Below are 19,751 nucleotides of genomic sequence, written 5' to 3'. Positions count from 1 at the left end.
AATCACAGCCTTCAGCCCTTGGAGTATCACGTGACGACAAGACCCCACCTTTTTGAACACATCCCCTTGACTGGAGGCAGTCGCGTCAAGCGGGGCATGGCGGAGATGCTCAAGGGCGGCGTCATCATGGACGTCGTTAACGTCGAGCAGGCCCGCATCGCCGAGGATGCCGGTGCCGTGGCTGTCATGGCGCTCGAGCGTGTCCCGGCCGATATCCGCGCCCAGGGCGGCGTGTCCCGCATGTCGGACCCGGACATGATCGATGCGATCATCGCTGCCGTGTCCATCCCGGTCATGGCCAAGGCCCGCATCGGCCACTTCGTCGAAGCCCAGGTCCTGCAGTCCCTCGGTGTTGACTACATCGACGAGTCCGAGGTCCTGACCCCGGCCGACTACATCAACCACATCGACAAGTGGAACTTCACCGTTCCCTTCGTTTGTGGTGCCACCAACCTCGGTGAGGCCTTGCGCCGCATCAACGAGGGCGCGGCGATGATCCGTTCCAAGGGCGAAGCCGGCACCGGCGATGTTTCCAACGCCACCGGGCACATGCGCAAGATCCGTTCCGAGATCGCAAAGCTCGCAGCCCTTCCCGAGGACGAGCTCTATGTTGCGGCCAAGGAACTGCAGGCCCCGTACGAACTGGTCAAGGAAGTTGCCGCCACCGGCAAGCTCCCCGTAGTCCTGTTCACCGCCGGTGGCATCGCCACCCCGGCTGACGCTGCAATGATGATGCAGCTCGGCGCCGACGGCGTGTTCGTTGGTTCCGGGATCTTCAAGTCCGGAAACCCGGCAGAACGTGCCGCCGCCGTCGTCAACGCAACCGCTTACTATGACGACCCCGACGTCATCGCCAAGGTCTCCCGTGGCCTCGGCGAAGCCATGGTGGGCATCAACGTCGACGATATCCCCCAGCCGCACCGCCTCGCAGAACGCGGCTGGTAAAGGGCATGACGGATCTTGCTATCGTCAAAACCGTTCACGGCCGCGGCCTGCGGAAGGACTGGGCTCAGCTGACCGGCCACACGGTGGAGGTGTGGTTGATGGGGTCCCATGTTCTTACCGGCGTGGTGGAGCAGGCTTCCGACGACGACTCGGTGCTGTGGATTGCGGCGGAAGGCCTTTCCACCAGGCGGCTGTTCGATAAGTCGACGGGCTACCAGATATGGGCCTGAGCAGCCACGACGCCTCGGATGTAACAAACTGACGGGGTGTGAAGCACGCCACTACGTTCTCGTATATTAGTCATCGCACTTCTAATATATTCGCGCTTCCCGCAGCGTCGCGGGAAGCAGGCCAAGGAGAACCATGGGACTTAGCTCCACTCTGGATTCAGCACGTTTTTCTCCCTTTCATCGCAAACTGGTAGTCGGCTGCATGGGCGGCCCGCTCCTCGACGGATACATGCTGAGCATCATTGGCATTGCGATGGTGGGGCTGACGGCGCAATTTGGCGCCAATGAGCTCGAAGTCAGCCTCATCGGCGCTTCGGCCCTGGTGGGTATCTTTTTCGGCGCCCTGTTCCTTGGGCCGTTGACCGACAAAATCGGCCGGCGCTTGATGTACACCATTGATTTGTGGGCGCTGGTGATAGCGTCCGCCCTTCAGTTCGTGGTCCAGGATGCGACCCAACTGATCATCCTTCGCTTCATTGTGGGACTCGCAATCGGGGCTGACTATCCAATCGCCAGCGCATTATTGGCGGAATGGCTGCCCCAGAAGCGGCGGGGGAAGATGCTTGGCATGTTGATCACGGGCTGGTTCGCCGGCGCTGCGCTGGCTTCCCTGGTTGGGTTCATCATGTCCGAGGTCTTCGGCCCTGAAAGCTGGCGGTGGATGTTGGGTAGCTCTGCCGTGTTGGGCATTGCTGTTCTGGCCATGCGGCACGGAATTCCTGAATCACCCCGCTGGCTGCTGAACAATGGCCGGCGGAAGGAAGCTGAGGATGCACTGCGTGTGGGACTGGGCGACCAGGTGGACGCGGCTGCCGTGTTTGCCGCCGAAGCGCAGTCTCCCGCCCGGACAGCGGCCAAGGGAAAAGTTGACTTCTCCTTGTTGCTGCGCCGTCCATACCCCAAGCGACTGTTCTTTTGCAGCGCTTTCTACATTCTTCAAGTGACACCGCTGTTCGCAATTTTCACTTTCGGGCCGGTCATCCTCAGTTCGTTCGGGCTGGGTGAAGGAAATCTGGCCAACCTTGGCTCTGTGATCATCAACGCGGTCTTCCTGCTGGGGTGCCTTCCCGCCCTTCGTTTGGTCGAGACAGTGGGACGCCGGCCGCTCATCATTTGGAGCTTCGCCCTCATGGCACTCCCGCTCTTCGTCCTCGGATTCGCCCCCGGAGCGCCTGTGGCGGTCATCATTGCATGCTTCTGCATGTACGCCTTCTTCTCGGGAGGTCCCAACATCCTCGAATGGGCTTACCCCAGCGAACTCTTTCCCACCGAAGTGCGGGCAAGTGCCATCGGCATCACCACCGGTGCAAGCCGGATCGGCGCTGCCATAGGCACCTTCGTGATCCCCTTCGCCCTGCGGGATTGGGGCATTGGGCCCACCATGCTCGCAGCCGCGGGACTCACCGCGCTCGGATGGCTGATCTGCGTCTTGATGGCCGAAGAGACCAAGGGAATGTCGTTGGCGGCAGCCGCCGGCGGCAAAGAAACAAACCCGGCAGCAGCCAAGGAGAACCAGGTGGACATCGCATCCGTCTAATGGCAGGCGCCCACTAAGCCGCCCGTCCAAGACCTGGTGAGTGGCGCCGTCGGACATTCTTATACGTATTAACGGCCCTTATGCGCCTGCCACCGCACAGTCCGTGTGGTGGCGGGCGCATAAGGCGTGCCCGGGCGTCCCTCAGCGGTCGTCTTCAGGGCGGGCCGTGAGGATTCGGTGGGCACTCTCCTGGAGGATGCCCAGCGACTCCTGGATCAGGGGCGATGCGATGCTGCCCCTGCGCACCGCTGCCACGATGCGTCGCGCAGGCTTTCCCTTGCCGGTAATGCGGAGTCGGACCACGTTCTCGGCATTATGCAGCGGCGCCAGTCGCGGCAGCAGGCCCACGCCCAGTCCAGCGCCCACAAACGCGATTTGGGTTTCCCACTCCACGGCCTCATGGGCAATGCGCGGTGTTACCCCCACGGCCGTGAACGCCGCTGTGAAGAGGGCGTGATAGGTGGACCCGGCGGATTCGGTGATCCACGGTTCGGACGCGAGCTCTTCCAGCGTGACCGTTTCCCGCGACGCCAACGGATGATCAGCCGGAATGATCACGTCCAGGGGGTCGTCGAGCAGCACCGTCTGTTCGAAGCGCGGATCGTCCTCAACATAGGTGTCGGACTGCATGGCAACGATGACCGCAAGATCGATTCGCTCGGCGACCAACAGGTCGAAGCAGCGGGCCGGATTCGCCTCGAGTACCTGCACCTCCAGCAGTGGGCGCGTGGTGCGCAAAGTAGCGGCCAGCGGAGCCAGCAACTGGGCCGCCGCCGTCGAGAATCCGCCGAGACCGAAACGGGACTGTACCTGGTCGCCGGCCTCCATGGCCGCTGCACGCAGGCGCTCCCATTCGGCGATCAGCGTGTCCGAACCAGCTACCAGAAAGCGGCCCGTGGCGGTCAGCCGCACACCCCGGCCGTCCTTGGTCAGCAACTGCATGCCGAGCATCCGCTGGAGCTCCCGCAGCTGCGCGGAGACGGCGGAGGGAGAATATCCGGTGAGCTCCGCGGTGGCACCGATGGTGCCGCAACGGGCAAAAACTCTAAGTGTGATGAGCCTCGCATCAATCATGCACCTATTGTGCACGGTTATCTTCTGAATCTTGCGCTTTTGTTGCGGATCAATGATCCCTAATCTCATGACTATAAGGATTTCGACAACGCCGCTCGCACCCCACGCAGCCGTGGTCCCACGAAACACACATTTACCCCACGCCTCCCGGGAGGAAATACATGTCTGCTCCAGTCTTGCCCCTCAACTCACGCGGAAAACTCGCTTCATCTTTGCCTGCAGAGCAGCTGGCGGAGATCAGCGAACTGTTCGAGTTCCGGCGCAAGGGATATTCCCTCGATGCGCCTTTCTACACCGATGCCACGATCTTCAAGATCGATATGGAAGCCATTTTTGGCCAGCACTGGATCTTCGCAGCCAGCATCGCCGAACTGCCGGAGCCGGGCGACTACGTCACCGTCGACTATGGTCCCTACTCCCTGATCGTGCTGCGCAATGACGACGGCGGCGTGAACGTCCTGCACAACGTCTGCCGCCACCGCGGCGCCCGCGTCCTGACCGAGCCGGCCGGATCAACAGGCAACCTGGTCTGCGGCTACCACTCCTGGACCTACTCCCCGGAAGGCAACCTGATCCACGCCTCCGCGCCGGGGGAGACGAAGTTCGACAAGGGCTGCTTCGGCCTCAAGCGCGCCCACAGCCGCGTAGTTGCCGGGCTGATCTTCGTCTGCATTGCGGACGAGCCGCCCACCGACTTTGACGAGACCTCCAAGATCTTCGAGCCCTACCTCGCGCCCCACGATCTCTCCAAGACGAAAATCGCCTACCAGCAGAACATCGTTGAAGAGGGCAACTGGAAGCTCGTCATGGAGAACAACCGTGAGTGCTACCACTGCGACGGCCACCCGGAGCTCGCTTGTTCCCTCTTCCCCACCTGGGGCCTGACGGAGGGCCTGATTCCGGCCCACCTTGAAGAGGTATGGGACCGCAACAAGGAAGCACAGGCATCGCTCGAGGAGCGCTGCCGCCGCTATGGCCTTCCCTACGAGGTGGTGGAAGAGCTCGACACCCGCATTGCTGGAATCCGCATTTCACGTGAATCGCTGGATGGCGACGGCGAATCTTTCTCGCCCGATGGGCGCAGGCTCTCCAAGAAGCTGCTCGGCGATTTGCGTGACTTCCGGCTTGGCCGCTGCTCGATGCACCTTCAGCCCAACAGCTGGTTCCACTTCCAGAGCGACCACGTCATCACGTTCGGGGTCTTCCCCATCAACGAACACCAGTCCCTGGTTCGCACCACGTGGCTGGTAGCCGACGACGCCGTGGAAGGCGTCGACTACGACCTGGAGAAGCTCACCTACACCTGGAAGCAGACCAATCTGCAGGACAAGGCCTTTGTGGAGCTGTGCCAGACGGGCGCCGGCAGCCCCGCCTACGAGCCCGGCCCGTACATGAAGAGCGAATACCAGGTGGAGGCATTCATCAACTGGTACGTGCAGCGCGTCCAGGAGCACTTGGCATGACGGAACTCCTCACTGAGACGTTAGTCCAGGAGCCACATCGCATTCGCGGTCTTGAGATGCCGTGGAACAGGGTCATGGGCAGCACCGAGGGACCCGCCAGCGCGGCACGTGCGTTGGGTCCTTGGCATCCGCAGGAGTTCATGGCCGAATGCGTCGAGATTGTTCCCGAAGTGGGCGGCATGATGACCTTCGTGTTCCGTCGCACCGATGGCGCACCCTTGGCGTTCCGTGCAGGCCAGTACGTTAATGTTGCTTTCCCGGTGAACGGCGAGGACGAGGATCCGGTGGACCGCAGCTACTCGCTGTCCAGCGCTCCCACCAAGCCGTGGACTTTCGACATCACAGTCAAGCGCGATGCCACGGGCTTGGTTTCACCGTGGGTGCACGAGAACATCAAACCCGGCACCGTCCTGGAAATGCTCGGACCGGTCGGGGCATTCCACCTGCCCGACGCCGATCGTCGGGCCCGGTATCTCCTGCTGGCCGCCGGTGCAGGCATCACTCCCATCATGTCCATGGTGCGGACCATTCACTCCCTGCCCGGACAAGCCGATGTGGTGGTGCTTTATCACGGGGCAGAGGCCGGAGGCTTTGCCTTCAACAAGGAGCTGGCCTACATCGCGTCCGTTGACTCGCGCATCAAGGTCTTCTACTCCTTAGGCGACCGCAGCAAACCCGACGGCTGGGAAGGCCTTAGTGGAAGGCTGACGGCGGCAATGCTGGAGGAGGTTGCCCCCGACGCCAACGGCCGGCAGGTATATGCATGTGGGCCCGAAGGCTACTTGAACACTGCCACCGAGCTTTTGGGCAACGTGGGCGTGGACGATACTTCCATCCACATGGAATTCTTCACGGGAGATCGGCAGACGATCCTTGAGTACCAGGCAGAGCTCGCGCTTGCGGTGGACATTGCCGAGGAAATCGCTGAGGAAATTGCTGACTCCGCTGAGGACTACTACGAAAGCCAGCCCACAGCGTTCGGGCTCTACGAGCCCGGCTATGACGCCGAGGGGCCCCTGAAGGCTTCGGGGCTGCCGCTGGAAACTGTCGACCCAGATGCGGCCGAAGGATCCGAAGACGGTTCGGATGCGGGGGCGAAAGCCGATGCGCCTGATGCATCGAGCTTCGAAACAGTAGGAACGGGAAGCCTCACCCTGTCCTTCATGCGAACGGGCATCAATGTGCGCATCGACCCCACCGAGCACATCCTGGGTCCTGCCCAGCGTGCCGGGGTCAGGATTGGCGCGAACTGCAAAGAGGGCATGTGCGGTTCCTGCAAGGTGGTCAAGCTTTCAGGAGAAGTGGAGATGAACCACCAAGGTGGCATCCGCGCCCGTGAAATCGATGCGGGCAAGTTCCTGCCCTGCTGCTCCACCGCGCAGACCGATATGGTGATTGACGCGTAGTACGACTACCTAAGTCCCGCACTGTGGGCCAACGCAATGGCCTCAGTGCGGGACCGGACGTCAAGCTTCCGGAAAAGGTTCCGGAGGTGAAACTTCACAGTATTTTCGCTGATACCAAGGTCAGCGGCAATCGAACGATTACGCTGGCCGGCAGCCAGCAACTGAAGAACTTCAAGTTCCCTTCCGGCCAGCCCCCATTCTGCTACGTCCCCAGCGGGAGTCGACGGCGGATCCAACGGCAGGACCACGGAGATATCGGCGCCCCATCCCTGCATGACGTCCACGTTCATGGTCCCGTCCACGGCCTGCACACGTTGAAGCAACCGTTCAAGCGTGGGACCTTCAGGGGAAAGCTCCCCGCCGCCGTCATCCCTGACATTGATCAGCAGGTTCTCGCCATCGCAGTCCCATTGCGTCCGGACCCGATGAACATCAGACTGCTCGGCGATAGCCAGGACCAATCCTCGAACCACAGCCCTGGCGGCGTGGGCCACCTCGCCGGGCAGTGCCCTTCCGTTTGCGGGCGGTTCGATGAACTGGATGTCGATGTTGCTGAAGTGCATGAGTGGCCTGAGGTCTTCCCGAAGCCTCTCGAACGCCTTGGCGACAGGCTCTTCCACAAGGTTGCTGGTGCGGTCACTGAGGGTCCGGAGGCCAACCAGGGCCTTGGCGGTTAGATCGGTCACGACCGTACGGGCCGCACGATCGTCCAAGGAGTTTGAACGTAACGCCGCGAGCACAGTTTCCAGGGTTGTTGAGTGCTGGTCCACCAGCTCGCCGGTGACGCGGACACGTTCCGCCGATGCGGCCCGCGACTCCAGAAGATACGACGGCGGCGCGTCGCTCACTTTCTCTTGGATCCGCGCCGCTGCAAGCTTCCAAAGGTAGGTCACCATCCGGAAGGATCCACTGTCCGCATCGACGGCAGTGGGCACCGGATCGGTGAGGACCAACAGGGCGTTGCTTGGTGCGTAGCGGAATGCGAGGACGTCCCGCTGCTGCCCGCCAATCATGGCGGACCCCCGCCACGGTCCTTCCCCGTCCACTAAGGCACGCAAGCGTTCCAGTTCCGGGATGGAGACCCTGCTGACGATGTCCTCGGCACCGGCCTTCTTCTGTGGGCGGCCCGTGCAGTCCTCAGTGAAGATGACCAGGGCGCTCGATGTGAGGAAGGGAAGGGTGGCCACGCGAAGCTCGTCGGCAATGCCCATCAAGGGCGCTTTAGCGATGGACGCGACCGCATCCAGAAGGGGCCAGTGGAACTCAGTGGGCTGTGGCATGCCACTAAGCCTAAAGGACTTGCATTCACCTGCCTACCCGAACGGGTGGTTATTACTGTCCATTTTTGGCGTTACCCCTACCTGAACTAGCCGGAACAATTGTTGTAGGCCCCTTGAGGGAATAGGCACACCCACCTGCAAAAGGAGTGAACATGAACCTCACCGCAGAAACAGCAACGACCACCAGTGACGACGTAGCCAGTAACGTATCCCTGATCTTGGGCGAGATGGGACACACAGCCTCCGGCATTGACTACGGACAAGTGTCCCGCCTTGCCGAAGAGATCAGTGGTGCTGAACGCGTCTTCCTCGCCGGAGCCGGTCGGAGCGGCTTGGTCTTACGGATGGCAGCCATGCGCCTCATGCACCTCGGAAAAACCGTACACGTTGCGGGTGACACCACAACACCCGCCATCAATGCAGGGGATCTGCTGATTGTCGCTTCCGGTTCGGGTACTACTTCAGGGGTAGTCAAAGCGGCTCAAACAGCGCTCTCGGCGGGAGCCCAGGTTGCTGCAATCACCACGAACCCATCTTCCCCGTTGGCTGGTCTTGCCCAGGCAGTGGTGGTTATCCCGGCGGCCCAGAAGACGGACCACGGCTCAGATGTTTCGCAGCAGTACTCCGGCAGCCTGTTCGAACAGTCGCTCTTCCTGGTGACCGAGGCGGTTTTCCATTCTCTCTGGGGCGCCACTGACGAACCCGCGGAGCAGCTCTGGTTGCGTCACGCCAATCTGGAGTAGACCAAACACCCTGAGTTTCCCGCACCACCCTCATAACCACCCGATTCACCAACCATTCCAAAGAAGGAAAAAACACCATGAAACTGCAAGTTGCGCTCGACCTCCTCACCATCGAAGACGCCCTGGAACTCGCCGGCAAAGTAGCCGAGCACGTTGACATCATCGAGCTGGGCACCCCGCTGATCAAGGCCGAGGGTCTCTCAGCCGTCACGGCAATCAAGGAAGCCCACCCCACCAAGATCGTGTTCGCGGACATGAAGACCATGGATGCAGGCGAGCTTGAAGCCGACATCGCCTTCAAGGCAGGCGCCGACCTGGTGTCCGTCCTCGGAACGGCGGACGACTCCACCATTGCCGGTGCAGTCAAGGCGGCACAGTCCCACAACAAGGGCATCGTGGTGGACCTGATCGGCGTAGCTGACAAGGTTTCCCGCGCTAAGGAAGCCCGCGCCTTGGGCGCAAAGTTCGTCGAGTTCCACGCTGGACTCGATGAGCAGGCCCAGCCCGGTTACGACCTGCGTGGACTGTTGAACGCCGGCGAGGAGGCCCGCGTACCGTTCTCTGTGGCAGGTGGAGTGAACGCATCTACTATCGGAGCCGTGCAGCTGGCCGGTGCCGACGTCGCGGTCGCTGGCAGCGCAATCTACAGTGCAGCTGATCCGGAACTGGCTGCAAAGGAACTCAAGGCAGCAATTCAGTAGTTCCTAGGGTTCTGTCCGCCGCAGCTCGGCCTTTTCCACAAGCTCAGTGATCCAGGGCCGTTGCGCACGGTGGAGTGTCAGGCCCTCCGGAAGTCCCTGAACCTGGGATGTAGAGCCGGTGACATCAATGGTGATGCGCCCGCTCCCCATGGGGGCATTGCTGATGTGCAGGTCACCGTATGATTCCGGCATTACGGGATCCAGCCAGACGCCGCCCAACGAAATGTGGGCGTCGTAGCGCATGAGCCCGGTGATTAGCTGGATGGGAGTGGTGGCAGCCCATGCCTGTGGGGAGCAGGCAGTCGGATACGGCACTGGTTCCCTGAACTGTCCGCGGTCAAAACCGCAGAACAGTTCGGGGAGCCTGCCGCCCGAAAACTCGGCAGCTTCGAGGAGGGCAGTGGCAATGCGCTGCGCTTCCTCCACATAGCCATAGCGGAGCAGTCCTGCCGCTATCAGTGCGTTGTCATGCGGCCAGACCGACCCATTGTGGTAGCTGGCCGGGTTGTAGGCGCCCATGTCACTGGCCAGTGTCCGGACGCCCCAGCCGCTGAACATTTCCGTGGACATCAGCCGTTCGGCCACGAGGGGTGCCTTATCCTCATCCACCAACCCAAACCACAGGCAGTGACCCATGTTTGAAGCACACGCATCCACGGGTCGCTTGTCCTTGTCCAAGGCCACCGCGTAATAGCCCTCGTCCGGGAGCCAAAACTCCTCGTTGAACTTCTTTTTGAGGCGATCCGCGCGTTCCCGAAGCTCGGCTGCCAAGGTGAGGTCGCCGTCGTCGTAAGCCATCCAGGCGCGCGCCATATAGGCGCCATGCACGTACGCCTGGACCTCGCACAGTGCCAGTGGCGGCTCGGCAATGGTGCCGTCGGCAAAGTTGATGCCGTCCCAGGAGTCCTTCCAGCCCTGGTTGATGAGGCCGTGCTCGTTGGGACGCCCATATTCCACAAAGCCGTCGCCGTCCCGGTCGCCATAGTCCCTGATCCACTCGAGCGCGCGATCCGCATTGGGGAGGAGCTCCGCAATCACGTCCTTGGCGAAGCCCCACCGGCTGACGGAACCCAAGACGATAACAAACAGGGGAGTGGCGTCCACGCTGCCGAAGTACGCGGACTTGCCGCCCAGGGCCAAGCCGCTGGACACGTCCAGCCGAACTTCATGCAGGATCTTGCCCGGTTCTTCCTCGCTGTTGGTGTCCACTACCGTTCCCTGACGGTCAGCCAGCGTGCGGAGGGTTCCCAATGCCAGTGACGGGTCAACGGGAAGTGCCATCTCTGACGCCCACAAGGAATCGCGGCCAAACAACGTCATGAACCAGGGTGCCCCGGCGGCAACAACCACCCTGTCCGGATGGTCCGGGTCCTGGATCCGCAACGCGCCCAAGTCCTCGTAGCTGCGCCTCAGGGTGCGTTCGATGGAGCGGTTCCCAACCTGCAGGCGGGGGATCTTGGCCACCCATTCTTCCCGGCGACGATCGCTGGGAGACAACTCGCCGCGGGCCGGATGGGCGAAGGGCGTCCCTGCACCGTCAAGGGTGGGGACGACGCTCACGCGGGTGCTCCAGCTCCCGGAAGGCGGAATCTTGGCCGTGAAGCCCAATGCTCGAGCCCCTGCGCCGGCGCCCTCGGCCCGGATCGCCACACTCTTCCGGATTCCCTCCCACTTTCCGCGGATCTCCAAGGTGTCGCCCTCCGGAATGCGGGTTTCCGTCCATTCCCTGGTTATTCGAGCTTCCTTCACTTCAAAGAGGTCAGCGAAATCCGATTCGGCAGTCAGCAGGATCCGGCACTCTGCAGGCCGCTTGGAGTAGTTCCGGACTGTAATTTCTTCCAGGATTCCCGCCCCGACTTCCCGCAGCCGTTCCACCAGCAGCGGGCTGTCCGCGTACCCGTCCGAACGCGGTACCCGGCCTGCGAACAGGGCACGGTAAGGTTCCCGGGTTTCAGCTGCCAGGGGTTCGATCATCTGCCCGTTGACGGTCAGCTCCCAACGGGAGAGTATCCGGGTGTCCAAATGGAAGACGCCATGGGGAAGTTCGGGGTGGATGTCCCCATTGGCAGAGGAAATGCAGAAGGACGAGCCCTCCACCAAGGTGACCGTTCCGGAGCCCAGTGGCCCCGCTGCGGTGTCTGCATTCCATCCAGCCACTTGATGCTCCTTACCAGTGAGCTTGCGGATCGCTTGAGCCCTAGCGGCCGCTCAGCGGGCGGCCTTCTGCATGGATGTAAATGACGGTACGCCGGAGTGGGTGCGCACACCAGAGCCCGGCCATGCCCGGCGCATATGCCGAGGGCAAACCCGTCCGCAACCCAGAGTTAATCTGTTTTCCTCGTCCGGGCAACCAGAACGGGTCTATAGTGAGGGATAGGACATTCGCTGATGCAGCCCGGCGGCCCGCATTTCTTCCGACGCCGGAGGCCCCGTAATGACCGACACCCAAATTGGCAGCTTTATTCGCGACTGTGTGGTGTTTGAGGACGACACTGAGAACGGCTTGGACTTTGACACTTTCTACGGCCTGTACATCAGCTGGTGCGTTCTCGGACGCAAAATCCCCATCCCCGACTCCGCTTTCAAAACAGCCCTTGAACTCCAGGGACTGAAACCCATCAAGGTCAGTGGCCAGCGAATTTACCCCGGCATGAGCATGGTAGGTGCAGCTGCGCGGGACTACGTAGTTAACAGTGTTCCCATGTGGAGCGAAACCGCCACCGACATCCCGGTTTCCGAAATTCGCCAACAAGCAGTGGCATCCATCGCCTGATCCCATTCCAGCAAGCGTTCAGCCCATGCCCCTAGGATTCTTAGGGGGCATGGGCTGTTCCTGTTTCCGGAGGTTCTCGCTGAAAGGCTCTAATGAAACCGTCCATCGTTTGGTTTCGCGACGATCTGAGGGTCGCCGATAACCCGGCCTTGCGTGCCGCCGTCGACGACGGCGCGGCCGTTGCCCTCTACGTTCTTGACGAAGAATCGCCGGGAATCCGCCCCCACGGAGGCGCCGCGCGCTGGTGGCTCCATTACTCGCTGACCGCCCTCCGTGAGGATCTGGACAAGCTTGGTGTTCCCCTGCTGCTCCTTCGTGGACCAGCAGCTGACGTCGTTCAAAAGTTCACGACGGCGATTGGTGCCGGCGGGCTGTATTGGAACCGGCGGTACGGTTCCGCTGAGCGAACGGTCGACGCCGGCATCAAGGCTTGGGCGGGCGAGGCTGGACTGCATGTCTCGAGCTTTCAGGCTTCCTTGCTCCATGAGCCGTGGGAAGTGACCACCAAGACCGGCGGGCAATACAAGGTCTTTACCCCTTTCTGGCGGACCGTTTCTGCGCAGGACTTCCGCGAGCCGTTGGCCGTCCCGGAAGCGGGCCACGGATTCACCGGCAAACTGCCGGCCCATGACCAATTGGAATCGTGGCAACTGGTTCCCACCACACCGGACTGGTCCGGCGGACTGGCCGAAATGTGGACGCCAGGCGCTGCCGCAGGGCACAAGCGGCTGGCCAAGTTCGTGGCGGAAGGTCTTTCCAATTACAGCGAGGGCCGTAACCGGCCGGATACGGATGGGAGCAGTTGCCTGTCGCCGTACTTGCGCTGGGGTGAGCTAAGCCCGTTTGAGGTGTGGCATGCCCTGGGCTCCAAGCGATCGGAAAGCGCCTCCATCTATGCTTCCGAATTGGGCTGGCGCGAGTTCTGCTGGCACCAGTACTTCCACAATCCAGGGCTCGCAACGGCCAACCTTCGCCCGGAGTTTGATCGCTTTCCGTGGGCGTGGCCGGGAGTTACGCGTAACGGCGGCAGTAACAGCAACGGCGGGCACCCCGGCCACGAGTCAGCGCCGGAGGAATTCCTCGCCTGGCAGCAGGGTCGCACCGGCTTTCCCATGGTGGACGCGGGGCAACGGCAGCTTTGGCATACGGGCTGGATGCACAACCGTGTCCGTATGGTTGCCGCGAGTTTCCTGGTCAAAAACCTCGGCATTCATTGGCAGTTGGGGGAGCAATGGTTCTGGGACACCTTGGTGGATGCCGATCCGGCGTCGAATCCAGCCAACTGGCAATGGGTAGCAGGCTCCGGGGCGGATGCTTCGCCGTTCTTCAGGATCTTCAATCCGGAGGCTCAGCGTGTGAAGTTCGATCCCCAGGGGAAGTACATTGCCCACTGGATTCCCGAGTTCGGAACACCCGAATACCCGGAGGAAATCGTGGACCTGAAGACAACACGGGCGGAAGCGCTGGAAGCGTACAAGGAGATGAGGGAGGTCCACTAAGGGCTCCCCGCGGTTCAGCTGGGCCGACTATAGGCTTGGGGGCATGTCAACCGAGCTCATCCTAAAAATCGTCATCGGGGCACTCGTCGCAGGGCTCCTCGCAGTGGGTACTTGGTGGGCCCGGAAGCACCCCAACCGGTCCAAGGAGTATCCGGAACGGCTGCGCCTGCCTAAAGTGGTGCCGTTGATTGGCTGGCTTTTCCTTGGACTCGGCCTCCTCATGATGCTGGTCTCGTTCGCCTATGCTCCTTCTCCTCTGGGTGCCCGAATCACCGCGGTTGCCATCTTCCTGGCCGGCCTTGCTTTCGTGCTGATGTACCGCAATTGGTACGTGGCCCCGCGCGCCCATGACGTTGCCTTCCGTACCGTGCTCGGCAAGGAGCATGTAGTTCCCTACAGCGACATTGCGCACTACCAGGTGCAGGTGATGAAAGGGCAGCCGATCCTAACGGTCAAGTCGGTCAATGGAGCGAAACTTCGCCTGAATATCCGCAGTTTCAACGTGGCAACCCTCATGACGGCCATCGATTTCCACAAGGTGACCGGCCATTGGCCTGCCCGGGCGGACGAGGTGGGCGGTGGTCCCGAGGCAGAAAAATACCCCTCTGGAAATTAGTAGGAAGTCCGAGTATATTCGGATTCAGAGATGACCTGGATCACAGTTGGTCACGTGTTCCGCAAGGGTCCCAGCACCCGGCGGCACGGCAGTCATTCACGATGCAAAGGAGCATTCCACCATGGTGCGCGAGCTTTCCCACTACATAGACGGCCAGAGGATCGAAGGCACGTCCGGTCGGTTCAGTGATGTCTACGATCCCTGCACGGGCGAAGTCCAGGCCCGGCTTCCGCTGGCCAGCGCGGACGAGGTCCGCAACGCCGTCGCAAATGCCGAAAAGGGTCAGCTCGAATGGGCGGCAATGAACCCGCAACGCCGGGGACGCATCCTGCTCAAGTTCGTGGACCTGGTCAACCAGAACATGGATGAACTCGCAAAGCTCCTTTCCTCCGAACACGGCAAGACCTTCGCCGACGCCAAGGGGGACATCCAGCGCGGCATAGAGGTAGTTGAGTTCTCCGCCGGGGCACCGCATCTGCTCAAGGGTGAGTTCTCGGACAACGCCGGCCAAGGGATCGACGTCCATTCGCTGCGCCAGCCACTGGGTGTCGTCGCGGGCATTACGCCCTTCAACTTCCCTGCCATGATCCCGTTGTGGAAGTCCGGACCGGCGCTCGCCGCCGGCAACGCCTTCATTCTCAAGCCCTCCGAGCGGGACCCCTCTGTTCCGCTGCGCCTTGCTGAGCTGTATAGCGAAGCCGGTGTGCCGAACGGCGTCTTCAACGTGATCAACGGCGACAAGGAAGCCGTGGATGCGCTGCTCGAAGATCCGCGGGTGAAGGCCATCGGATTTGTGGGATCCACACCCATTGCCCAGTACATCTATGCCACGGCAGCTGCGCACGGCAAGCGCGCCCAATGCTTCGGCGGTGCGAAGAACCACATGGTGATCATGCCCGACGCCGATTTGGACATGGCCGCCGACGCCCTGATTGGTGCCGGGTACGGATCCGCAGGCGAACGATGCATGGCAATCTCTGTTGCCGTGCCTGTTGGCCAGGAAACCGCAGACGCATTGGTGGCCAAGCTGACCGAGCGTGTGAAGGACCTGAAGGTAGGCCACAGTCTGGACAAGGATTCGGACTTCGGTCCTGTGGTGGCTGCTTCTGCCAAAGAGCGGATCGAAGGCTACATCCAATCGGGCGTGGACGAAGGCGCAACACTGGTCACCGATGGTCGAGGCCTCACCGTGGACGGCTACGACGGCGGGTTCTGGGTGGGCCCAACGCTCTTCGACAACGTCACTAAGGACATGAAGATCTACAAGGAAGAGATCTTCGGTCCTGTCCTCAGCGTGCTGCGCGCGGCTGACTACGACGAAGCGCTGAGGCTCTGCAGCGAACACGAGTTCGGCAACGGCGTCGCCATTTTCACCCGCGACGGCGACTCCGCCCGTGACTTTGCCAGCCGGGTAGAGGTAGGCATGGTGGGCATCAACGTGCCGATTCCGGTGCCGATCGCATACTACACATTCGGCGGCTGGAAGGCGTCCGGTTTCGGCGACCTCAACCAGCATGGCGCCGATGCCTTCCGCTTCTACACCAAGACCAAAACCGTGACGTCGCGGTGGCCTTCCGGCATTCGCCAAGGTGCCAGCTTCATCATGCCGGCAGGCAGCTGATGGGGGGCTTGGAAACAGAAGACGTTCTCTTTGAGCGTCGCGGCCACCTCGGCATCGTGACCCTCAACCGCCCGAAGGCAGTCAATGCGCTGAACGATGGAATGGTGAAAGCCATGCTCCGGCAGTTGACCGCTTGGGCTGACGACGACTCCGTTGCCACCGTCCTGGTACACGGCGCGGGCGACCGCGGGCTGTGCGCCGGCGGCGACATTGTGGCCATCTACAAGGACATGCTGCACGGTGGCACCGCGACAGCCGGGTTCTGGGCTGACGAATACCAGCTCAACGCGCTTATCGCGCACTACCCCAAACCGTACGTCGCATTCATGGACGGGCTCGTCCTGGGTGGCGGCGTGGGCATCTCCGCGCATGGCTCGGTTCGCGTGGTCACCGAGCGGACGCGCACCGGCATGCCGGAAACCACCATTGGATTCGTGCCCGACGTCGGCGGGACCCTTCTGCTTTCACGCTCGCCTGGGGAGGCAGGAACGCATGCCGCGTTGACCGGGGCGCATTTGTCCGGCGCGGACGCACTGTTCCTGGGCCTTGCGGATTATTTCGTGCCGTCGTCCGAGCTGCCCGCGCTGGCGGAAGCGTTGGAAAGCTCGACGGCGGAGGCCGCCGTCGAGCGCTTTGCCCAAGCCGCGCCGGAGTCAGCGTTGGCGGCGGAGCGGGAGTGGATCGATGCTGCTTACGCCCATGAGGATGCCGAAGAAATCGTCCGGAACCTGCGCGCTTTGGGCGGCGAGGCAGCCGCTGCCGCAGGCACGATTGAAGCCAAATCGCCGACGTCGGTAAAGGTGGCGCTTGAGTCGCTGCGGCGGGTCCGGGGGCTCTCTTTGGAGGAGGCGCTGGATCAGGAATATCGGGTAGGGCTCCGCTGCCTGGCCGGACCCGATTTTCGGGAGGGCATCCGCGCGCAGGTGGTGGACAAGGACCGCAACCCGCAGTGGAAGCCGCCGACTCTCGCCGAAGTCCGGGAGTCCGACGTCGAGGGCTACTTTGCCTCGCTCGGCGAGCGGGAGCTGGGGCTTTCAGCCAGTCCAGTCCAGTCGATTTGAAGGAGACGAGCATGACAGAGAACGCAGCCGTGCCAGATATCCAAGCCCCGGCAACGGGACTCATCGCTTTCCTTGGCCTGGGCCATATGGGGGGTCCCATGGCGGCCAACCTGATCAAAGCCGGGCACGATGTGATTGGCTACGATCCCGTTCCGGCGGCCGTTGAGGCAGCCCGGGCTCACGGAATTCCGATGGCATCGACGGCTCATGAGGCTGCTGCGGAAGCGGCCGTGGTGTTGACAATGCTGCCCAGCGGTAAGCATGTGTTGGAGGCCTACCGTGGTGTTGACGGCCCTGGGCTGCTTTCTGTTGCGAAGCCGAACACTTTGTTCCTGGACTGTTCCACCATCAACGTTGATGAAGCCCGCGAGGCCGCTGTAATCGCGTTGGAAGCCGGTCACCGTTCAGTGGACGCCCCTGTCTCGGGTGGTGTGGTGGGGGCCGAAGCAGGCACCTTGACCTTCATGGTGGGCGCTTTGCCGGAGGACTTTGAGACCGTGAAGCCCATTTTGGAGCTCATGGGTAAGAGGATCGTCCACTGCGGCGATCACGGTGCAGGACAAGCTGCCAAGGTCTGCAACAACATGATCCTGGGGGTGTCCATGATTGCCGTTGCCGAAGCATTCGTGCTCGGCGAGAAGCTCGGGCTCACGCACCAGGCGTTGTTTGATGTAGCCTCCAACGCGTCCGGCCAGTGCTGGGCGCTGACCACGAACTGTCCCGTTCCCGGCCCGGTTCCCACAAGCCCCGCTAACCGCGACTATCAGCCGGGCTTTGCCGGTGCGTTGATGGCCAAGGACCTGCGCTTGGCCGTGAACGCGTTGGAAAGCACGGGCGTCGCAGCGGAAATGGGTCCTTTGGCCTCGCGTATCTACGACGCCTTTGCCGCGGGTGAAGGTGCTGGAAGGGACTTCTCGGGCATCATCACGGAGATCCGCGACAAGTCCGTGTGAGAGGTTGGAACTGAACTTATGACGAGCATGGTGGAGAGGGAGAGCATGACTGAGCAGTACCAGAACATCGTGGTGGAACGCCGGGGACGGGTTGGCTTGGTGACGCTGAATCGGCCGGAGGCGTTGAATGCGCTAAATACCGCCCTCATGAACGAACTCGTGGACGCAGTGACGGCCATGGACACTGATCCCGACGTTGGCGCCGTGGTGATCACGGGATCCGCCAAGGCCTTTGCTGCAGGTGCTGACATCAAGGAAATGTCCTCCAACAGCTATATGGAGATGTATGCCGCGGACTGGTTCCGGCGTTGGGAGGACCTCACACGCCTGCGCATCCCGGTTGTTGCTGCCGTGTCCGGTTTTGCCTTGGGTGGTGGCTGCGAACTGGCCATGATGGCCGACTTCATCATCGCTGGGGACAACGCCAAGTTCGGCCAGCCCGAGATCAACCTCGGCGTGATCCCGGGAATGGGTGGCTCTCAGCGGTTGACCCGGGCCGTGGGCAAAGCCAAAGCCATGGACATGGTTCTGACTGGCCGGTTCATGGACGCCGATGAAGCCGAACGCTCCGGTTTGGTTTCACGGGTGGTCCCTGCAGCCGAGGTGATCGACGAAGCAGTCAAAGCTGCCGAAGTCATTGCGTCCAAATCCAAGCCCGCCGCGATGGTGGCAAAGGAAGCCGTGAACGCAGCCTTCGAGATGGGCCTGGCACAGGGTGTTCTGTTTGAGCGCCGGGTGTTCCACTCGCTCTTCGCCACCGAGGACCAGAAGGAAGGCATGGCCGCGTTCAGCGAGAAGCGCCAACCGGAGTTCAAGCACCGGTAGGGGGTGAATGGACTAGACGGCGGCGAGTGGCTGCTGTTTGAGTCCGGCCAGCCGTATTTGAAGTTCGTCGGAGGTCGGAGGGTTGGCGCCGGGCCGACTGACGGTGATGGCTGCGGCCGCGGCTGCGGTCTGTCCGACGACCTCTAGGGCTGTTGGTGCAAAGGCCTGTTCGGCTCTGGTCACCAGCTCGGCGATGAGTGCGGACATGTAGGAGTCACCGGCGCCGATGGTGTCTGCAACGGTGGTCTTCACTGATGGGATGTTGAGGCGTTTCCCGGGCGTGGCAAGTAGAGCACCTTCAGCGCCTCGGGTGATAACGGCCAGCCGGGCCCCCTGTTTGAGCAGACGGGATGCTACGTCGTCCGGCGAGGACGTGGGATACAGCCAATGAGCGTCTTCGTCGCTGAGTTTGACGACGTCAGTAAGAGGGAGCAGGTCCTCGAAGATCTTCTTTGCTTCGGCGTGGCTCCCAAGGAGGGCCGGGCGGATGTTGGGGTCGTAGGTGATCAGGCAGGAGTCGTGGCATTGTTCGAGGAGAGTGCGCACGGTAGTGGCTCCCGGGGCCAGGAATGTGGCGATGGATCCGGTATGGACGATTTTCGGAATCATGGCCGGTGCTACAGGGGCAAGTTCCCATAGGATGTCGAACTCGTAGCTGGCCGAACCGTCCGTTGCGAGGGTAGCCGTGGCGGTGGCGGTGCGGGTAAGGGACTTTGCCCCGGCTAGTAGCTGGACGCCTGCGCTTTGGAGGTGGGTGGTGATCGCGGCTCCGTGTTCGTCCTCACCAATCGCTGTGAGCAGCCCGGTCCGTACCCCGAGGCGCCCAAGGCCGTAGGCGACATTCGCGGGGGAACCGCCTGGGTAGCTGATGGTTCCTTCCCGGGTATTCACAATGTCGACCAGGGCTTCGCCGATGACGAGAACGTCCAGCTGGTTAGGGGCAGAGGCTTCCGGGTGAAGGTTGTGCATCTCGGTTCTTTCGTTGGTCACCGGTAATACGGCGGAGGTATGGGTCCGTCCGCGG

The 19,751-nt window shown here is 62.0% G+C and carries 18 protein-coding genes; 14 read left to right on the top strand and 4 right to left on the bottom strand.

What is annotated here, in order from left to right:
* Positions 1-30 precede the first annotated feature (30 nt).
* The 3 genes from pdxS (at position 31) to ACIQTW_RS10985 (ending at position 2,712) form a co-directional block, all read left to right on the top strand.
* Positions 31-945: a pyridoxal 5'-phosphate synthase lyase subunit PdxS gene (pdxS, locus tag ACIQTW_RS10995; protein WP_179016473.1), complete on the top strand. Its 915-nt coding sequence runs from the start codon at positions 31-33 to the stop codon at positions 943-945.
* 5 nt (positions 946-950) lie between these two features.
* Entirely contained in the window at positions 951-1,175 is a 225-nt protein-coding gene (locus ACIQTW_RS10990) for a hypothetical protein (RefSeq protein ID WP_402936831.1), read from the top strand.
* Between the two features lie 133 nt (positions 1,176-1,308).
* A complete protein-coding gene (locus tag ACIQTW_RS10985) occupies positions 1,309-2,712 on the top strand; it encodes an MFS transporter (RefSeq protein WP_402936830.1) in 1,404 nt (467 codons plus the stop codon).
* Between the two features lie 141 nt (positions 2,713-2,853).
* Here ACIQTW_RS10985 and ACIQTW_RS10980 read toward each other — a convergent pair whose 3' ends face one another.
* Positions 2,854-3,786 (bottom strand): LysR family transcriptional regulator, encoded by a 933-nt coding sequence (locus tag ACIQTW_RS10980; protein WP_364307492.1) that lies wholly within the window; start codon positions 3,784-3,786, stop codon positions 2,854-2,856.
* Positions 3,787-3,947: 161 nt separating this feature from the next.
* On the opposite strand from ACIQTW_RS10980, the gene ACIQTW_RS10975 reads away from it, so the two are divergent.
* Both ACIQTW_RS10975 and ACIQTW_RS10970 read left to right on the top strand, forming a co-directional pair.
* Positions 3,948-5,249 (top strand): SRPBCC family protein, encoded by a 1,302-nt coding sequence (locus ACIQTW_RS10975; protein WP_091464975.1) that lies wholly within the window; start codon positions 3,948-3,950, stop codon positions 5,247-5,249.
* Positions 5,246-6,655, top strand: a complete 1,410-nt coding sequence (locus ACIQTW_RS10970; RefSeq protein WP_402936829.1) for a ferredoxin reductase — start codon at positions 5,246-5,248, stop codon at positions 6,653-6,655. The genes ACIQTW_RS10975 and ACIQTW_RS10970 overlap by 4 nt, the downstream gene beginning before the upstream one ends.
* A 5-nt stretch (positions 6,656-6,660) precedes the next feature.
* On the opposite strand, the gene ACIQTW_RS10965 is transcribed toward ACIQTW_RS10970, so the two are convergent.
* Positions 6,661-7,935 (bottom strand): LuxR C-terminal-related transcriptional regulator, encoded by a 1,275-nt coding sequence (locus ACIQTW_RS10965; RefSeq protein ID WP_402936828.1) that lies wholly within the window; start codon positions 7,933-7,935, stop codon positions 6,661-6,663.
* A gap of 152 nt (positions 7,936-8,087) precedes the next feature.
* On the opposite strand from ACIQTW_RS10965, the gene hxlB reads away from it, so the two are divergent.
* Together hxlB and hxlA are read left to right on the top strand one after the other, a co-directional pair.
* Positions 8,088-8,678 carry a 6-phospho-3-hexuloisomerase gene (hxlB, locus tag ACIQTW_RS10960; RefSeq protein WP_402936827.1) on the top strand — a complete coding sequence of 197 codons (591 nt, stop codon included), beginning with the start codon at positions 8,088-8,090 and terminating at the stop codon, positions 8,676-8,678.
* Positions 8,679-8,755: 77 nt separating this feature from the next.
* Positions 8,756-9,379 (top strand): 3-hexulose-6-phosphate synthase, encoded by a 624-nt coding sequence (gene hxlA / locus ACIQTW_RS10955; RefSeq protein WP_402936826.1) that lies wholly within the window; start codon positions 8,756-8,758, stop codon positions 9,377-9,379.
* 3 nt (positions 9,380-9,382) lie between these two features.
* Here the strand turns inward: hxlA and ACIQTW_RS10950 are convergent, their stop codons facing one another.
* Positions 9,383-11,536 carry a glycogen debranching N-terminal domain-containing protein gene (locus ACIQTW_RS10950; protein ID WP_402936825.1) on the bottom strand — a complete coding sequence of 718 codons (2,154 nt, stop codon included), beginning with the start codon at positions 11,534-11,536 and terminating at the stop codon, positions 9,383-9,385.
* 277 nt (positions 11,537-11,813) lie between these two features.
* On the opposite strand from ACIQTW_RS10950, the gene ACIQTW_RS10945 reads away from it, so the two are divergent.
* The 7 genes from ACIQTW_RS10945 (at position 11,814) to ACIQTW_RS10915 (ending at position 18,727) form a co-directional block, all read left to right on the top strand.
* The gene (locus tag ACIQTW_RS10945; RefSeq protein WP_178993452.1) at positions 11,814-12,152 is read left to right on the top strand and encodes a hypothetical protein; all 339 of its coding nucleotides are present in this window, start codon (positions 11,814-11,816) and stop codon (positions 12,150-12,152) included.
* A 92-nt stretch (positions 12,153-12,244) separates the two neighbouring features.
* Complete coding sequence (locus tag ACIQTW_RS10940) at positions 12,245-13,651, top strand: cryptochrome/photolyase family protein (RefSeq protein ID WP_402936824.1); 1,407 nt, start codon at positions 12,245-12,247, stop codon at positions 13,649-13,651.
* Between the two features lie 43 nt (positions 13,652-13,694).
* Positions 13,695-14,267 carry a hypothetical protein gene (locus tag ACIQTW_RS10935; protein ID WP_402936823.1) on the top strand — a complete coding sequence of 191 codons (573 nt, stop codon included), beginning with the start codon at positions 13,695-13,697 and terminating at the stop codon, positions 14,265-14,267.
* A gap of 121 nt (positions 14,268-14,388) precedes the next feature.
* Entirely contained in the window at positions 14,389-15,888 is a 1,500-nt protein-coding gene (locus ACIQTW_RS10930; protein ID WP_402936822.1) for a CoA-acylating methylmalonate-semialdehyde dehydrogenase, read from the top strand.
* The gene (locus ACIQTW_RS10925; protein ID WP_402936821.1) at positions 15,888-16,949 is read left to right on the top strand and encodes an enoyl-CoA hydratase/isomerase family protein; all 1,062 of its coding nucleotides are present in this window, start codon (positions 15,888-15,890) and stop codon (positions 16,947-16,949) included. The genes ACIQTW_RS10930 and ACIQTW_RS10925 overlap by 1 nt, the downstream gene beginning before the upstream one ends.
* An 11-nt stretch (positions 16,950-16,960) precedes the next feature.
* Positions 16,961-17,902: a 3-hydroxyisobutyrate dehydrogenase gene (mmsB, locus tag ACIQTW_RS10920; protein WP_402936820.1), complete on the top strand. Its 942-nt coding sequence runs from the start codon at positions 16,961-16,963 to the stop codon at positions 17,900-17,902.
* Between the two features lie 45 nt (positions 17,903-17,947).
* Complete coding sequence (locus ACIQTW_RS10915) at positions 17,948-18,727, top strand: enoyl-CoA hydratase (protein ID WP_402936819.1); 780 nt, start codon at positions 17,948-17,950, stop codon at positions 18,725-18,727.
* Positions 18,728-18,739: 12 nt separating this feature from the next.
* On the opposite strand, the gene ACIQTW_RS10910 is transcribed toward ACIQTW_RS10915, so the two are convergent.
* Positions 18,740-19,696: a carbohydrate kinase gene (locus tag ACIQTW_RS10910; RefSeq protein WP_402936818.1), complete on the bottom strand. Its 957-nt coding sequence runs from the start codon at positions 19,694-19,696 to the stop codon at positions 18,740-18,742.
* Positions 19,697-19,751: the final 55 nt, after the last annotated feature.

The organism is Paenarthrobacter sp. NPDC090517, assembly GCF_044769165.1.
In the GTDB taxonomy this organism is placed as follows: Bacteria; Actinomycetota; Actinomycetes; order Actinomycetales; family Micrococcaceae; genus Arthrobacter.
The sequence above is the reverse complement of the archived record's forward strand: the minus strand, read 5'-3'. Positions and strand labels throughout refer to the sequence as shown.